A 16,862-nucleotide genomic window follows, 5' to 3' on the forward strand; every position below is an offset into this window, starting at 1 on the left:
CGTGATTAAAAATTACGGATAGCTCTTTGAGAATCAAATGCAGTTCTGAAAATTTCTTCTGCAACTTTCTCTCCATTATGGTAGACACCAGAATTTCTCATTTCCAGAAAATCATCTGAAACGATCACTGGGACTTCTGCTTGCATCCCTTTGAAATCATGAGTGACTTGTAATAAATTTTCTGTTGCTTGGATATCTTCTACATATTTATCAGGTACTTTACCGATATTGGCAAGTACAATATCAACGAATTGCTTTCCAAGATGTCGATGCAGCACTTGAATATGTTCAGCATCTGACAAGCCTTCTGTTTCTCCGAGCTGAGACATGATATTGCAGATATAAACGACTTTACCTTCTGTATTCATTACTGCTTCTCCCAGATCAGGGATCATCAAGTTCGGTAGAATACTGGTATATAAGCTTCCCGGACCTAATACAACAAGATCAGCATCCATGATCGCTGAAACAACTTTTCGGCTGGCTTGAATCGGATGAGCTTCGCCGACACAAGATAGCGCGACATAATCGATCATTTTACCAACTTTTGGTATCTTGGATTCTCCCTTTTCCGTTGTACCATCTTGGTACCGTGCATTTAAGACTAGCGGTTCTTCCGCTGCCGGATATACATTCCCTCTAACCTGCATCATTTTCGCCAGCAACTGAATGGCTTCATAGATATTCCCTTTCATATCTGCCGTAGCAGAAATAATCAAATTACCAATAGAATGTCCAGATAATGATTGATGATCCGAGTTGAACCGGTATTGAAAAATGTCCTTTTGAACTTGAGGGATCTCTGATAAAGCGACAAGCACATTTCGCAAGTCTCCCGGCGGCACAGCATTCAAACTCTCCCGCAAAGCACCACTGCTTCCGCCATCATCTGCAACGGTCACTACAGCCGTTACTTCTGCATCTTTCTCTTTTAAACTTTTTAGAATAACCGGCAAACCTGTTCCGCCGCCGATCACAACGATTTTTGGTCGTCTCTTCCTGAATTTCTGTTTCATCATGATCGCACGACAGACTCCTTCGTTTTATCTTTATCGCGGTGAGTAGTATTAACTAGATACCCATCCGCTTTGATTTTTTGTCCAAGCCGCTCCGCTAGTGCAACAGAACGATGTTTTCCACCTGTACATCCAATCGCAATCGTTACATTACTTTTCCCTTCTCGTTTATATCCAGGAAGCGAATAGTCGATTAAATCGGCAAATTTTTTGAAAAACGGTTCAGTTTCCGGCTGCTGCATCACATAGTCGTAGACTTTTTTGTCCATTCCCGTCATCGGGCGCAATTCTTCGATATAATGCGGATTCGGTAAGAATCTTACATCCATGACGATATCTGCATCGATCGGCAGACCATATTTAAAACCGAATGAAACCATCTCGACTCGGAACATTTCTTTTTCTTTTGTTTTAAATTCACTGATCAGTTTTTCTCTCAATTGACGAGGTGTCAGATTTGTAGTATCCAAAACGACTTGTGCACGAGTTTTAATATCTTCCAGCAGAGCTTTTTCTTTTCTGATTCCCTCGATCGTTCTGCCATTCGCTGCCAAAGGGTGTGACCGGCGTGTTTCTTTATAACGGGAAACCAGTTCGGTTTCCGTCGCCTCCAAATACAAAATTCGTGTCGTAATTCGAGAACTGTTTTCTACTTTGAAAATTGTTTCTTTCATTTGTTCAAAAAAGTCGCGCATACGCAGATCCATCACTAAGGCGATTTTTGAAAATTGCCCAGATTCTCTAACTAAATCCCAGAAAGTAGGCAGCAAGTTAGGCGGCATATTATCGACACAGTAATAGCCCATATCTTCAAAACTCTGCATTGCCACGGTTTTTCCAGCACCGCTCATTCCAGTGATTACGACTAATTCTATATTCTCTCCCATTAAAAAGCACTCCTTAGTTGATGTCAGCTTACTATATACGACTTGGGATGTTATGGTAACCATTCCCTTTATTATATCATTCCGGGCGTGTCATGTATAGAGTGTTTGGAACATTCTTGTGAGATTAATGTGACAGTGTGTTTTATATGTTAAATTAAAAACCGTTCAAAATGGATTTTTCCCATCTCAAACGGTTAGAAATAAATTTGATTATCTAGAGGCGAAGTGGTTAGCATGAAACGCAATATGCTCATTGATAAATGTAGCAATCGTAAAGTAACTATGATCATATCCTTCTACTGAACGATAGGTAATATCCTTATTTTCTGCTGCTTTTAAAAAGTCTGTTTCCACTAATTGGACGTCATAAAAATTGTCTGCAGTTCCTTGAGTAATGAAGATGGGCGGAACAATCTCTGCTTGCTGAATCAAATGAGTAGAATCCCATTCATTCCAAGCTGATTTTTCTATACCTAAATAAGCACTAAACGCTTTTTCTCCCCAAGGTACAGCTGTCGGTGTCAAAATAGGCGCAAAAGCAGAGATCGATTCAAATCTTTTTGACTGTTTCAATCCTATCATCAGTGCTCCATGACCACCCATTGAATGCCCCATAATACTTTCTTTCCCAGAAAAATCAGGAATCAATTCATGTACGATGCTTGGCAGTTCTTCTGTTAAATAGGTATACATTTGATAATGTTCTGACCAGGGAGTTTTTACAGCATTTAAATAAAAACTGGCTCCTTGTCCCAAATCATAACTTTCATCATCCGGTACATTTTCCCCTCGAGGAGAGGTATCAGGAATAGCGATTGCCACATTATGTTCAGAGGCCGCTTTTTGAAAACCGCCTTTTTGGCTGAAGTTATCATCTGTACAGGTTAAACCAGACAACCACCAAATCAAAGGAACAGCTTTTTCCTGAAAGGCTGAAGGCAGAAATAAACTAAATACCATCTCACAATTCAGCACCTTAGAAAAATGACGGTATTTCCGCTGCTCTCCACCAGCAGCTAGATGAGTTTCGATATGTGTTACAGTCATGCGATCACTCTCCATATGTTAAGATTGTGCGGATCGATTCTCCTCTGTGCAGCAGATCGAAAGCTTCATTGATTTCATTGAAGTTTAAATGATGCGTAATAAAAGAATCCAGATCGATTTCACCGTCCATATAATCTTGAACCATTGTCGGTAATTCTGTACGTCCTTTTACTCCTCCAAATGCTGAACCGCGCCATACGCGTCCAGTAACTAATTGGAATGGACGTGTATGAATCTCTTGTCCAGCGCCGGCTACTCCAATGATGATGCTTTCGCCCCACCCTTTGTGGCATGCTTCAAGAGCAGACTTCATAACTTCTACATTTCCGATACATTCAAAACTGTAATCTACTCCGCCATCTGTCATTTCAACGATCACTTCTTGAATTGGCCGATCATATTCAGAGGGATTGATAAATTCTGTTGCACCCATTGATTTTGCCAGTTTCCATTTATCCGGATTTAAGTCAATCGCAATAATTCTTCCGGCGTTGGCTTTTTTCAACCCTTGGATTACTGCAAGACCGATTGCACCCAACCCGAATACAGCAGTAACAGCACCCTCTTCAACTTTTGCTGTTTTTTCAACAGCACCAATTCCAGTTGTCACGCCACACCCAAATAGACAGACTTTATCTAATGGAGCATTTTCATCAACTTTAACTAAATTGATTTCGTTTACTACTGTATACTCACTGAATGTACTTGTTCCCATGTAATGGTAAACAGGTTCTCCATTATAGGAAAAACGTGTCGTCCCATCTGGCATTAATCCTTTTCCTTGTGTCTCGCGAACTGCTCCGCATAAGTTGGTTTTTCCAGAGAGACAGAACTTGCATTTACCGCATTCCGGTGTATAAAGGGGAATAACATGATCACCTGGTTTTACAGAGGTTACCCCTTCTCCTACGGAAACGACTTCCCCGGCTCCTTCGTGCCCCAATACTGATGGAAAGACACCTTCTGGGTCATCTCCTGATAAAGTATAGGCATCGGTATGACAAACAGAAGTATATAAGATTTTCACTAATACTTCATTTGCCTTTGGCTCTTCTACATCTAGTTCAACGATTTTCAGCGGTTCTCCTGGTCCAAATGCCACGGCTGCTTTACTTTTCATGTCTATTCCTGCTTTCTATCATATCTATTCTTTTCTCTTCCTTCATTGTATTGTATAATACAGAAAAAATGAATACTGACATTTTTGTCACTATAAAAAGGAATGGATATACTTGATTACTCATAAGAACAAAGAATTCCATACAAGTAAGGACTTGGCTCTTTCAGTTATTGGTGGTCGCTGGAAAATCAGTATTATATGGGCTCTTTTACAAGGGTCACCGCTTCGACTCAGCGAACTGCAGAGAACTTTTCCTGATATCAATCAAAGAATGCTGATTAGACAACTACGGGAATTAGAAGAAGATCAGATTATTCAGCGAACTGTTTACCCGGTTGTACCGCCAAAAGTCGATTATAAGTTGACTCGTATTGGACTGGATCTATCACCCGTCATTCTGGCCATTTGCGATTGGGGAGAAGACTATCAGGAATTTCTGCAATCAAATTTTACAGAATCAATAAATTAAACTTTTGATCAACTTAGGTCTCCATAACCAGTTCAAGATCCCTCTTTTAAACAGCGATTACCTTAAAAGACACTATTCTTCCAGCTGCACTGGTTAGAATAGTGTCCTTTCCTTTTGAAGCAGTATCACTCGGTTCTTTTATTGTTCTTCTTTATAAGTGCTGGTACCTGTTGCTTGGTACACTCCGCATTTCTGTGTATGCCCCGATGCCAGTAAGCCGATTCCTATGATACCAAGAACTTTTGTGAAACCTTTAGTAAAAAACAGAAATGGAACAAGCGCTGCACCAAAGATGATTCGCAGTGTACGGTCTAATTCTCCTACATTTTTGTTCATTGCTTTACGCCTCCTTTTACTTTCTTCTTAATTATAAAAAACAAAGCGGTACTTCTAAAGGAAAACACCCTCATTTTGAGAATAAAAAAAGACGCACTTAAGCTGTGCGCCTTTTAGTCTGCAATCCTTATTCTCCAACAATCTCATTGATTGCTTTTTCAAAAGAGGCCATTTTTTCATTTACGGCAACGCCTGAATCGTCATAAGCTGCAATGTAGAATTTGATTTTTGGTTCTGTTCCAGAAGGTCTTGCTGCGATCCAGCTGGTATCAACTAAATGATACTTCAGGACATCTGCTGACGGCATATCGATGGTTTCTTCATTTCCATCCATATCCACACGCTTGCTTGTCTTAAAGTCCTCTACACTCTTGATTTTGATTTTTCCAAAGCTATCTGGAGAGTCGTTTCTCAAACGATCCATCAAGTCTTTGATTTTTTGAGCACCTTCGATACCATCCATTTTGATTGAGATGGTTTTTTCTTTGAAGTGACCATGCTCTTGATACAAGTCCTGCAGCGCGTCAAAGCAGCTATTTTGCTTTTCTTTATGGAAGGCAGCCATTTCTGAAACCAGGACGAGAGCCTGGATTGCATCTTTATCGCGTACAAATGGTTGTACAAGATAGCCATAGCTTTCTTCAAACCCGAACATAAACGTATGAGAACTGTCTTGTTCGTAATGTTTAATTTTCTCTGCAATAAATTTGAATCCTGTTAAGACATCTACTGTTTGAACGCCATTCTTTTCAGCGATCGCTCTTGGCAGATCACTTGAAACAATTGATTTAACAATTACACTGTTTTTAGGGAGGATCTCAGTTTCGCGGTGTGCTTTGATCATGTAATCCAGCATTAAACTTGCAATTTGATTACCGGTCAACACTTCATAATGACCTTTTGTTGTTTTGACAGCTAATCCTAGACGGTCTCCATCTGGGTCTGTTGCAATCAGCAAGTCAGCATCAATTTTGCAGCCTAGTTCGATGGCTTTTTCAAACGCTTCTTTATCTTCCGGGTTTGGAGATTTGACTGTTGAAAATTCCGGATCTGGTTCAGCTTGTTCTGGTACTAATTCGACATTCCGGAAACCAGCTTGTCTTAACGCTTTTTCTCCAAGCATTTTTGCCGTTCCGTGAAGCGGCGTAAATACGATTTTCAGGTCATTTGCAACTCGATCGATCAAATCCGGATTGATCGTAACGGTCTTCATAGCTTCTAAGTACTCTTTGTCCACATTGTGTCCAATGATTTCTAGAAGTCCTTGTTCTTTTAATGTGTCTTCATCGGCTACTTCAACAGCAAGCATATCTTCGACACTTCTTACGTAAGCTGTTAATTCGTTTGCTTCTTTCGGCGGCAGTTGCCCACCATCTTCACCGTACGTCTTATATCCGTTGTATTCAGGAGGGTTATGACTAGCTGTTACCATAATACCTGCTGCTGCTTGTAAATGACGAACAGCGAAAGATAACTCCGGAGTCGGGCGCAACTCTTCGAATACATAAGCTTTTATGCCATGAGCGCCTAATGTTTTAGCAGACTCAAAAGCAAACTCTTTTGACATATGACGAGAATCATACGCGATTACGACACCTCTTTTTTTAGCCTCTTCACCTTGTTCATTTTCAATAAATAACGCTAATCCTTCTGTCGCTTGACGAACAGTATAAATATTCATGCGGTTGATTCCAGCACCGATGATTCCACGCATACCTGCTGTACCGAATTCTAAAGGTGCATGGAATGCATCTTCCAGTTTAGATTCGTCATGTTCAATATTTTTTAAATCCTCTGCAACTCCTTGATCTAATTCAGAGTAATTTTTCCACATATTATAGGTTTCCTGCCAACTCATTTCTAAAACCTCTCTTTAATTGAATTTTGTCATGATATTGATTTAATTGTACCACTTTTATTCTGATTGTGCATGATTAAAACATGAAAGGCTTTCATAGACTGATTTTTATTTTATACTTTGCATGTTTACTCAAAAAAAAAGCACAATTTGAGAGCATTCCCATCCTTTCAATTGAATGGACAGTAGGAAACAGTTCTCAAACTGTGCTTTTGATACTGGTTTAAAGAAGCATATGATTTAGCTGCTTCTCTTAAACGCTTTGTACTTCCAATTTTTCTTTCAGTTCTTCGACGTATTGATAAGCTGCATTTCCTGCAATAGACCCATCTCCGACAGCTGTTGCCACTTGGCGAAGAACGGTCTTGCGAACATCTCCGACAGCGAAAATACCAGGAATCTTCGTTTCCATATTTTCATCTGTTTCAATCCAGCCTTCTTCATCTGTAATGCCTAAAGAGCGGAACTGATCAGAGTTTGGCAACAATCCGATATAAATGAACGTTCCTTCTGCTTCAATCGTAGAAACTTCACCAGTTTTCACATTACGAATACGCACAGCGTTAACGGCTTGTTCTCCTTCGATTTCTTCAACGACAGAATTCCAGACAAAATCTACCTTATCATTTTTAAAAGCACGATCCTGCAATATTTTTTGTGCACGCAATGAATCTCTTCTATGCACGATAGTTACCTTGCTGGCAAATTGCGTTAGATACGTTCCTTCTTCAACAGCAGAATCTCCGCCGCCGACTACCACAATGTGTTTTTGTTTAAAGAATGCGCCGTCACAGACTGCACAGTAAGACACTCCTCTACCGTTAAACTCTGCTTCGCCCGATACCCCGAGTTTTTTGTGTTCTGCACCTGTCGCAAGGATGATTGAACGTGTACGGAAAGTCTTTGTTGAGGTAATAATTTCTTTGTATTCTTCTTTGTTGATGATTTCTTTTACATCGCCATAAGCGTATTCAGCGCCGAACTGCTGGGCACCTTCAAACATTTTAGTTGAAAGGTCCGGACCCAGAATACTACTAAATCCAGAGTAGTTTTCAATTTCAGCTGTATTATTCATTTGACCGCCAGGGATACCTCTCTCTAGCATTAATGTTGATAAGTTCGAACGAGAGGCATATAGTCCTGCAGTTAATCCGCCGGGACCTGCACCGATGACGACTACGTCATAAATTTTCTCAATGGTTTCCATTAGAAAACTCCTTTCACTAGTTTCTAGTCTTATTATATTGGAAATAGCTGATTGAATGCTACTTCTTTCTCTTACTTTTAGTAAGTTTTAATGTTCATCTTCAATTTTTGGACAACTTTTGTCTAATCATTTTTCTCATTTCAACTGCTTCTGTCTGATAGGTCTCAGCTTTCTGGGAGCTCAGATAGAGATCCAGCAAAGATAAGGCAGTTTCATATTCATTCAAGTGAAGATAGTTGGTAGCTTGAAAGAAATAGAGTTCATTGTAGTGGGGTAACTCCTGTTCCAGCATCTCATTTAACAGAGCAATCGACTGTTGAAATTCCAGCATATGCTGGTGGATCAAGGCAAGCTGGACCTTTCCAAAAATCGTTTCCTCTTTAAGATCGGCTAAGCTGATTCCTGTTTTAAAATGCCGTTTTGCACGCATATAGTCTTTTTTACTATAAGCGATCATTGCTCTTTCATAATAAATTTTTGCGCAGGGAATCAGGGAAATGACCTGATCCTGGTGATTGAATTGATTCATTATAGAAGCTCCTCTAAACAATTAAAGCACTACGGGATAGAGGTTGTTCATTGACTTTAATTGTAATGAAAGTATATTGCAAAGTCTACTTTTTGCATTTTCACTGGTTCATCTTAACAACACTTTCCTGCTGTATTTACTTGAACAGCACCGTCTTATGTTCAAATTCAGTTGAGTCTTTTGCGATGATTCGCTCGTTTCCGACTACGCATACTGATTCTTGATCAACTAAACGATCAAAAATCTCTGCTGCTGCATGAATGTCGGACAAGCGTGTAGAGAGGATTTCTGCTCGTCTTTGCTTACGTTCATCCTCTGTAATCCCTTGGAAATAAGCATTGTCTGCTGCATTTCCTTTCATTCTTGCATTCAACGGATGATCCACTTTTGCGATCGTCCCTATAATAAATCGGCTTAATGCCAATTCGCTCAGCTCCAGTTCTTTTAAGAAAGATCCAGTGTGATCATAAGTTTTCAGTGTATTTGAAAGGTTTGGATCACGGTAAGAATAAAAACCAATATTTCCAGTTTCTGACAGAGACATTCCGCCTCCATACGCTCCCCCGACAACACGCAGTTTTTCCCATAAATACTCTAGATTTAAGATGCTGTTGACAACAGCCAAGTGTCCTGTTACCTTTTCACCGATTAGTTTCAAGTTAGAACCCTTTGAGACATATACTACAGAATTGCTGTTTGTATAGGCTTCTGATGTAACTGAAGGGGTAAATGTCTGCTCAACACGGCTTCGCTCCACCATTGGGTAATCAGCTTCAAGGACAGCTTGTTTGAAATCAGCATAGCGTTCTTGATTTCCTGTAAAGCTGACCGTAAGATTCATTTTAGAATAAATGGAATGTGCAATCTGCTGCAGCTTTTCAATCAGGTCTTCATACTCTGAATCCAGGTTTGCTTCCAGTTCTGTCAAGAAATGATAGAAACTAATACCTTCCAGCTGCTCTTTCAACTGACCAGCAACTGTAGAATGGCTGTTCACCTTCATCATTCCTGCCACATGTCCACTATTTTCCAGATATAGTTTAGTGGAAGAACTCAATCTGCCGATAACTTCCTTCACTTTATCTTTATCATCAAAAATCGTTTCTATCAGGATATGATTGACTAAGCTTAAAGATTCTTTAATTGATGATTCTTTTGTTCTAACGGCTACTTTTATTTTATGCAGCGCCGAGTCGATTTCAGGCGAATAAACCTGGTTAGATAAAGAGACACGGCCGACTTTTATTGCAATTTCCTGCGATAAGGCTTCACTGGAGTACTTAGATGTTCCTAATTGTAGAACAAGCGTTGTAAACAAGCGGTAGTAAGGTACCCAGCGATCTTCTATATTGCCCACATCAAAGTACAGATTGTAATAGGCCAGTTTGTTGGTTTCTAATTCATGATATAAGAAATCAATGGACTCTTCTGTTTCTTTTTCAACCGGCAGTTCCATCGGTTCTTTACTGATATCTTCTAAGTCAAGCGTGGGTAAGGTCTGTTTATTTTCTTCTGAATCTAACGTTGTTTGAAACACAACTAAACGTTTATTTTCTTCAAGCAAAGCTGATTTTTCTGTTTCCGTCAGATGAGCACTAACCTGTTTCAGCTTCTCTTGTTCCGCTTCATATTCTTTACCTTCTACTTCTGTTGAAGGCACGCCTACTGCGACTGTTTTATTCGAATTATTTAGCAGATAAGTCTGGATCAATTGTTCAAAATACCCTTCATCCGCTTTTGCTTTTATCTTTTTAAAAGACTCTTCATATTTAAACATTGAAAAAATCGGTCTGCCGGCTACCCAGGCTTCTGTTGCACTGATGCCGTAATGCAACCCTTCAGGAGAAGAGCCGAAATCTCCTTCACGCAATTGAAATTCCAGAGAAGCAATAGCAGATTCAACAATCTTTTTATCAATACCTTCGCTGACTAATTCTTCTAGTACAGCTGTCAATTCTTCTACAAAAGCTTCTTTTTTCTCTACATCTGTCTGACTCAAACCAATGTTAAACGACGGCATCGTTGATGAAGTATCAAACCATCCGAAAATATTTTTACCAAGACCTTTTTGCAGCAGACGATTTTTGACTGGCGCTGCATTACCGCGCAGCAATATTTCATCTAAGATTTCAAAAGCCAGCAGCAATTCTTCATGGTCTTCAATAGAAAATTTTGTACCATAACCTAAATAGGCTTGCTGTTCACTGCTCTCATTCTCTGAGATTGGAAAAGCTGTTTTTGCTTCTGGAACTGCTTGACCCCCTTTTAAGTCAACTTGAATCCCAGATACATCTTGAGCGTCGAATTGATTTAAGTACTCAGCTAAATGATCCAAATGTTTTTCGACATCCATTTCGCCGTATAAGTAAATAAAACTGTTAGACGGGTGATAATAAGTTTGATGTGCCTGGACCAGCTGCTCCCAAGATAAATCCAGAATGGACAGCGGAGTACCCCCGGAGTTGGTCGCATAAGGCGTATTCGGATACAATGCTGCTTCTAGTCCTTGTACAAAGCGTCTTTGAGAAGATGACTGTGCGCCTTTCATTTCATTGAATACGATACCTTCAAAAGTATAATTGTCTTTCTGCTCATCGTACTTCAAGTTCCAACCTTCCTGCTGGAAGATTTCTTTTTTGTTGATTACATTCGGGAAGAAAACGGCATCCAGATAGACATCCATTAAATTAGAAAAATCCACTTCATTGATGCTGGCTACAGGATAGATCGTTTTTTCGCTGAAGGTCATTGCATTTAAAAAGGTTTGGAGAGACCCTTTCAGCAACTCTACAAATGGATCTTTCAGCGGATACTTTCTTGAGCCATTCAACACAGCGTGTTCTAAAATGTGAAAGATCCCTGTATCGTCTTGAGAAGGTGTTTTGAACCCAATTGAAAAAACTTTTTCTGGATCATGATTATCAACATAAACAACCGTTGCCCCTGTTTTTTCGTGCTGCAACTGATATACATTCCCTCTAATCTCAGGAATCTGTTCTGTATGCGTTACAATAAATCCGTTATACTGTTGATCAAGTTTCATAATTTCCCTCCAGGTATGATATCTCTGTGTTCATAATATTGCTATTATATCAGAAATGTCATCATTTTTTTATCCTTCATTTTGCATACAAAAACATCACCAGCTAGCTGGTGATGTTTTTAATCTTATTCAGATTGGTCTTTATCCAATTCGTGAGATTCAGCATCCATCTTGATATTTGTTCCGCCATTCTCCAACTCTTTTGCCAGTTCTACAATGTATTCTTTTAAATTGTCTTTAACTTGCGGATGAGTCAGACCGTATTGGATCGTTGTTTTCAAGAATCCGAATTTATCGCCGACATCAAAGCGGTCGCCTTTGAATTCTTTCGCAAATACGCGCTGTGTTTTGTTTAAAGCATCGATTGCATCGGTTAACTGGATTTCTCCTCCGACACCCGGCTCTTGTTTTTCAAGCAAATCAAAAATCTGCGGAGTCAGCAGGTATCTTCCGATAATCGCCAAGTCACTTGGTGCATCTTCCGGCTTTGGTTTTTCAACGAATTGACGTACATTATACAATCCTTCTTCTGCCTCTGCTTCAGGATCAATAATACCGTAGCTGGATGTTTCTTCATGCGGCACTCTCATAACTGCAATATTAGAAGCATGTGTTTTTTCGTAGCCTTCAATCAACTGTTTAGTCAATGGTACTTCATCAGCTGTTACGTCGTCTCCTAACATAACAACAAAAGGCTCATCTCCAACGAATGCTTTTGCTTGAAGAACAGCATGCCCCAGACCTAGCGGGTAAGATTGACGAGCAAAGTATAGGTTTAGACCCGTCGTTTCTTCAACTAATTTCAACAACTCGTCTTTTCCTTTTGCTTTTAGGTTTTCTTCCAGCTCTGGATTAGAGTCAAAGTGGTCTTCGATTGGACGTTTTAGTTTCCCAGTAATGATCAGGATATCTTCAATCCCTGAAGCAATCGCTTCTTCAACAATAAACTGGATCGTTGGTTTATCCACGATGGGAATCATTTCTTTAGGCATTGCTTTAGTTGCCGGTAAAAAACGTGTACCATATCCTGCTGCTGGGATGATCGCTTTTCTGACTTTTTTCATCTCTTTCTTCTCCTCTTTCACTGTTTTTCTCCTAACTTCACTTTATATGTAGAAAGACTTTCGCCCTCCTTCTACAATTAAGCAGAATGTCTTAATTGAGCGTAAAAACGACCCGACTTACTATTCTGGTTTGCCTTCACGCTGCATTAAATCAAGTATAACATATTTCACTTCAGCGTCACCATAAATGACTCTGTAAATGGCTTCCGTGATCGGCATATCGATCTCATAGTCCTGTGCCAGCTCGTAAGCTGCTTTGGTCGTAGAAATCCCTTCCACTACCATACCCATTTCTTTTAAGATCGTATCAACCTGCTGCCCTTTTCCAAGCAGCTGACCTGCCCGCCAGTTTCTGGAGTGCGGGCTTGTACAGGTCACAATCAAATCGCCTACACCGCTTAACCCCATAAAGGTCAGCGGGTCAGCCCCCATAGCCGCACCCAGTCTGGTAATTTCTGCCAATCCTCTAGTCACCAATGCGGCTTTGGCATTATCACCAAACCCCATTCCAGTTAACGCTCCAGCACCCACAGCGATAATATTCTTCAGTGCTGCTCCTATCTCTACACCAATGATATCCGGATTTGTGTACACTCTGAAATAATCATTCAAGAATAAGGTTTGAACACTTTCAGAACTCTTTAAGTCTGTCGAAGCAGCTGTAATGGTTGTAATGTCTTTAGCCATCACTTCTTCTGCATGACTCGGTCCAGATAATGCAACCACACCGAGTCTTTTTTCTGCCGGTATTTCTTCTTCTAAGATTGTTGAAATCCTTTTGTGTGTCTGCTGTTCTAATCCTTTAGATGCATGAACGATCAGCTTGGGACTGCCGATATATTCAGCTGCAGCGGCTGCTAAGGATCTGATCGCTTTTGTCGGAACAACAAATACCAGTACCTCTGCGTGGTGGACCGCTTTTTCTAAATCACTCGTCGCGGTCAGTGTTTCCGGTAGCGTAAATGCTGGAAGATAAGCATGATTCGTATGCTGCACATTGATTTCTTCTGCTTGAGCTGGATTTCTGCTCCAAAGCATGACATCTTGTCCATTTTCAAGCAAGACCGCGGCTAATGCAGTCCCCCAGGATCCAGCTCCTAAAACAGCTACTCGTTTACTCACTGTTTGGGTGCCTCCTCAAAAACTGCCGACTGTTCTGCCGGTTCGCCGATGATTAAACCGGTTAATTCACTCATAGACTTGACAGTGTAAGTTGGATGATAGGGAGCAATCTCTTCTTTGGTTTTCTGGGACCACTCTACAAATACACTTGGGATGCCCGCATTGGTTGCCGATTCGATATCATGAGCGTTGTCTCCGATCATAATCGCCTGATTATGCGGTGCATTCAGTTCCGCTAATGCTCGATAGATGGGCTCAGGATGGGGCTTGAAGTGAGTGTAGGAATCTGACCCAATAACCAGATCGAACAAATCTTCTAATCCTAATACTTTAATGCCGCGCTCAATCATATCATTCCGTTTAGTTGAGACAACGGCTAGTTGAACGCCATGCTGCTTTAACTCTGTTAAAGATTCTTTGACCCCTTCGAACACAGTGATCATTTCGTCATGTAATTCGGAATTCAGTTTGCGGTACTGTGCCACTACTTCCACCGATCGGTCCGGCACCAAAGTCTCATAGACCTCTGAAAGAGAGGGGCCGTTGAATTGTCGCACTGTCTCCATGGTATATTCTCCAGGAAACAACTCTTCTAATATCGTAAAGTGTGTTTTATTGATCAATTCATTTGAGTTGGCTATTGTACCGTCAAAATCAAATAATGCTGCTGTATATTCCACGTATATTTCCTTCCTTGTCTGCCGTTTGGGTTAACGTTTTTTTGATTCGTACTTTTTCTTCTTTTCTGCAAAAGTGCGCTCTGGCAGCATGCCTTGCGTATAATACGGAGGTGTCGGATATAGGAATTTTCTTCTGTAAATAATCAATGCAATCGCTCCAACAAGCAGCAGAACCGATAGCACTTGCGACACGCGGAATGGACCCCAGTATAAGCTGTCTGTGCGCATTCCTTCAATCCAGAACCGCCCAAGTCCATACCAGGCAACATATCCTAGAGCCGTCTCGCCTCTGCGTAATAGATCTTTTCTGCTGCGAAGGAACATCAGTAAAACAAATCCGGCAACATTCCATAATGACTCATATAGGAACGTTGGATGATAATAGGTTCCGTTTATGTTCATCTGTTCAATAATAAAATTGGGGAGCATTAGATTTTCTAAGAACCCGCGGGTCACTTCTCCGCCATGTGCTTCCTGATTGACAAAGTTACCCCAGCGACCGATTGCTTGAGCAATCATGACGTGCGGTGCTAAAACATCTAACAGGAGCCACACTGGCACACTGCGTTTCTTTGTAAACCACAATAAAGCAGCAAATCCGGCAATCAAACCACCATAAATGGCGATTCCGCCCTCCCAAATATAAAATATCCGGATCGGGTCCTGCAGGTAGGCATCTAATTCAAAGATTACATAGTAAATCCTGGCGCCGATCAGTCCGGCTGGGATAATCCAAAATGCCAGATCCACGATAAAATCTTCTTCGATTCCTCTTTTTTCCCCTTCTTTGATACTCAACCATACAGCTAAAAACATTCCAATAACGATAATGATTCCATACCATGCTACACTGATCGGTCCCAGCTGAAAAGCTACCGGATCTATAGCACCTATATTGACTGCCATATTCTTACTTCCTCCATACTATAACTCTTGAGAGTTCCTTTTGATCAACTGATTTAGATTCTGTTCAAAGGTTTCTGTAGCGTCGTAACCCATTTCTTTCGCGCGTATATTCATTGCGGCGATTTCAATAATAATGGACAAGTTGCGTCCTACTCGCACCGGAATAGAGAGTTTAGGCACATCTACATTGAAAAAGCGCATTTTTTCCAGGTTATTTCCTAAACGATCATACTCACGGTTGCGGTCCCAATGTTCCAGATTCATAACGAGGTCCACTGTTTTACTTGTGCGGATAGCTCCGACTCCGAAGAGGTTGACTACATCGATCACGCCAATCCCTCTAATTTCTATTAAATGGCGTAAAATTTCAGGCGGCTCACCAATAATTCGATGCTCATCCATCATGTACAACTCTACGCGATCATCTGCTACTAATCGATGTCCTCGCTGGATCAATTCCAGGGCAGTTTCTGATTTTCCAATCCCTGAATCTCCGATAATCAAAACACCCATCCCATAAATATCGACCAGCACACCATGTTGAGAAATGCGTTCTGCTAATCTTTCCTCCAAGAAATTCGTTACATTTGAAGATAATCTGGTTGTAGGTCTAGAAGAAACCAACACGGGAACGCCTTTTTCAGAAGCTGCTTTGATCAGCTCTTTTGGCGGTTCCTGATTTCTAGAAATCAGAAAAGCCGGTGTATCTGCCTGACACATCCGTTTCATAATAATATACCGTTCATCACTGGTCATTCGTTTTACAAATGATAATTCAGTTCTGCCTAATAATTGAACTCGGTTTTGCGGATAAAAGCTGAAATAGCCCGTCAACTCTAAAGCAGGTCGGGATAAGTCACTGATCGTAATATGACGGTCTAGATGATCTTCTCCAGTAATGACTTCAATGTCATTCATTGCTTCAACAAGTTCCTTAACAGTTACTTTATTGGTCATGTTAATCTCCTTCGCTAATCTTTTACTTTATGATTCACGCTGTTCTTTCACTGCACTGCTGCACTGCTGTGATTGCCTTCTAATCTGGAAAGCCTTCGTAAAATACTTAGCCTTATCTAAAAATGAATAAGCACTTACATCATATCATAATTGAATACGTCTTTATAGTGGATATCATTGCCCTTAATCTAATTTAAACTGAATTTACAATAATAAAAAACTCCACCGAAAAACGGAAGATCCGTCAATCGATGGAGCATAACGATTATTCTGCTTTTTACTAATTTTCGAATCCACTGCTCAAGAATGCGTTTAGCGCAGAAACAATGAGCGCAACGAGCAGTGCCAGCCAGAATGAACTGAAGGCGAAGCCGCTCACTAAGGCAGCTGTCAACCAGAGCATTAAACCGTTTATGACGAAATAAAACAGTCCTAACGTCAAGAACGTGATGGGTAAGGATAAAAGGACTAAAATGGGTTTAACAAACAGATTCAGTCCAGCAAAAACGATTGCCGCAACTAACGCTGTCAGCCAAGTCTCAATAATAAATCCTTCCAGAAATCCGGCTAAAGATAAGAATATAATTGTATTAGCTAAGATTTTTTGCCACCATTTCATGC

General features: G+C 40.5%; 16 protein-coding genes. 1 reads left to right on the forward strand and 15 read right to left on the reverse strand.

Going from position 1 to position 16,862, the window contains the following annotated elements; all coding sequences use genetic code 11:
• Positions 1–5 precede the first annotated feature (5 nt).
• The 4 genes from B6F02_RS00755 to B6F02_RS00770 form a co-directional block, all read right to left on the reverse strand.
• Positions 6–1,016: a gluconeogenesis factor YvcK family protein gene (locus B6F02_RS00755; RefSeq protein WP_080145699.1), complete on the reverse strand. Its 1,011-nt coding sequence runs from the start codon at positions 1,014–1,016 to the stop codon at positions 6–8.
• Positions 1,016–1,903, reverse strand: coding sequence for an RNase adapter RapZ (rapZ, locus tag B6F02_RS00760; protein WP_080145494.1), 888 nt, complete (start codon positions 1,901–1,903; stop codon positions 1,016–1,018). The genes B6F02_RS00755 and rapZ overlap by 1 nt, the downstream gene beginning before the upstream one ends.
• A gap of 210 nt (positions 1,904–2,113) precedes the next feature.
• A complete protein-coding gene (fghA, locus tag B6F02_RS00765; protein ID WP_080145495.1) occupies positions 2,114–2,950 on the reverse strand; it encodes an S-formylglutathione hydrolase in 837 nt (278 codons plus the stop codon).
• Between the two features lie 4 nt (positions 2,951–2,954).
• Positions 2,955–4,070, reverse strand: coding sequence for an S-(hydroxymethyl)glutathione dehydrogenase/class III alcohol dehydrogenase (locus B6F02_RS00770; protein ID WP_080145496.1), 1,116 nt, complete (start codon positions 4,068–4,070; stop codon positions 2,955–2,957).
• Between the two features lie 112 nt (positions 4,071–4,182).
• Here B6F02_RS00770 and B6F02_RS00775 point away from each other — a divergent pair, with 112 nt between their 5' ends.
• A complete protein-coding gene (locus tag B6F02_RS00775; RefSeq protein ID WP_080145497.1) occupies positions 4,183–4,539 on the forward strand; it encodes a winged helix-turn-helix transcriptional regulator in 357 nt (118 codons plus the stop codon).
• A 138-nt stretch (positions 4,540–4,677) separates the two neighbouring features.
• Here the strand turns inward: B6F02_RS00775 and B6F02_RS00780 are convergent, their stop codons facing one another.
• The 11 genes from B6F02_RS00780 to B6F02_RS00830 form a co-directional block, all read right to left on the reverse strand.
• Positions 4,678–4,875 carry a YgaP family membrane protein gene (locus tag B6F02_RS00780; protein ID WP_080145498.1) on the reverse strand — a complete coding sequence of 66 codons (198 nt, stop codon included), beginning with the start codon at positions 4,873–4,875 and terminating at the stop codon, positions 4,678–4,680.
• A gap of 127 nt (positions 4,876–5,002) precedes the next feature.
• Positions 5,003–6,733 carry a phospho-sugar mutase gene (locus tag B6F02_RS00785; RefSeq protein ID WP_080145499.1) on the reverse strand — a complete coding sequence of 577 codons (1,731 nt, stop codon included), beginning with the start codon at positions 6,731–6,733 and terminating at the stop codon, positions 5,003–5,005.
• 253 nt (positions 6,734–6,986) lie between these two features.
• Entirely contained in the window at positions 6,987–7,940 is a 954-nt protein-coding gene (gene trxB / locus B6F02_RS00790; protein ID WP_080145500.1) for a thioredoxin-disulfide reductase, read from the reverse strand.
• A 100-nt stretch (positions 7,941–8,040) separates the two neighbouring features.
• On the reverse strand, positions 8,041–8,469 hold the full coding sequence (locus tag B6F02_RS00795; protein ID WP_080145501.1) for a hypothetical protein: 429 nt from the start codon (positions 8,467–8,469) through the stop codon (positions 8,041–8,043).
• Between the two features lie 136 nt (positions 8,470–8,605).
• Positions 8,606–11,512, reverse strand: coding sequence for an insulinase family protein (locus tag B6F02_RS00800; protein ID WP_080145502.1), 2,907 nt, complete (start codon positions 11,510–11,512; stop codon positions 8,606–8,608).
• A gap of 125 nt (positions 11,513–11,637) precedes the next feature.
• A complete protein-coding gene (galU, locus tag B6F02_RS00805) occupies positions 11,638–12,576 on the reverse strand; it encodes a UTP--glucose-1-phosphate uridylyltransferase GalU (RefSeq protein WP_080145700.1) in 939 nt (312 codons plus the stop codon).
• A 120-nt stretch (positions 12,577–12,696) separates the two neighbouring features.
• Positions 12,697–13,698, reverse strand: coding sequence for an NAD(P)H-dependent glycerol-3-phosphate dehydrogenase (locus tag B6F02_RS00810; protein WP_080145503.1), 1,002 nt, complete (start codon positions 13,696–13,698; stop codon positions 12,697–12,699).
• On the reverse strand, positions 13,695–14,378 hold the full coding sequence (ppaX, locus tag B6F02_RS00815; protein ID WP_080145504.1) for a pyrophosphatase PpaX: 684 nt from the start codon (positions 14,376–14,378) through the stop codon (positions 13,695–13,697). The genes B6F02_RS00810 and ppaX overlap by 4 nt, the downstream gene beginning before the upstream one ends.
• A 30-nt stretch (positions 14,379–14,408) precedes the next feature.
• Complete coding sequence (gene lgt, locus B6F02_RS00820; protein ID WP_080145505.1) at positions 14,409–15,284, reverse strand: prolipoprotein diacylglyceryl transferase; 876 nt, start codon at positions 15,282–15,284, stop codon at positions 14,409–14,411.
• An 18-nt stretch (positions 15,285–15,302) separates the two neighbouring features.
• The gene (hprK, locus tag B6F02_RS00825) at positions 15,303–16,241 is read right to left on the reverse strand and encodes an HPr(Ser) kinase/phosphatase (RefSeq protein WP_080145506.1); all 939 of its coding nucleotides are present in this window, start codon (positions 16,239–16,241) and stop codon (positions 15,303–15,305) included.
• A 280-nt stretch (positions 16,242–16,521) separates the two neighbouring features.
• Entirely contained in the window at positions 16,522–16,860 is a 339-nt protein-coding gene (locus tag B6F02_RS00830) for a phage holin family protein (RefSeq protein WP_080145507.1), read from the reverse strand.
• Positions 16,861–16,862 lie beyond the last annotated feature (2 nt).

It is taken from the genome of Marinilactibacillus piezotolerans (genome assembly GCF_900169305.1).
Classification (GTDB): Bacteria; Bacillota; Bacilli; order Lactobacillales; family Carnobacteriaceae_A; genus Marinilactibacillus; species Marinilactibacillus piezotolerans_A.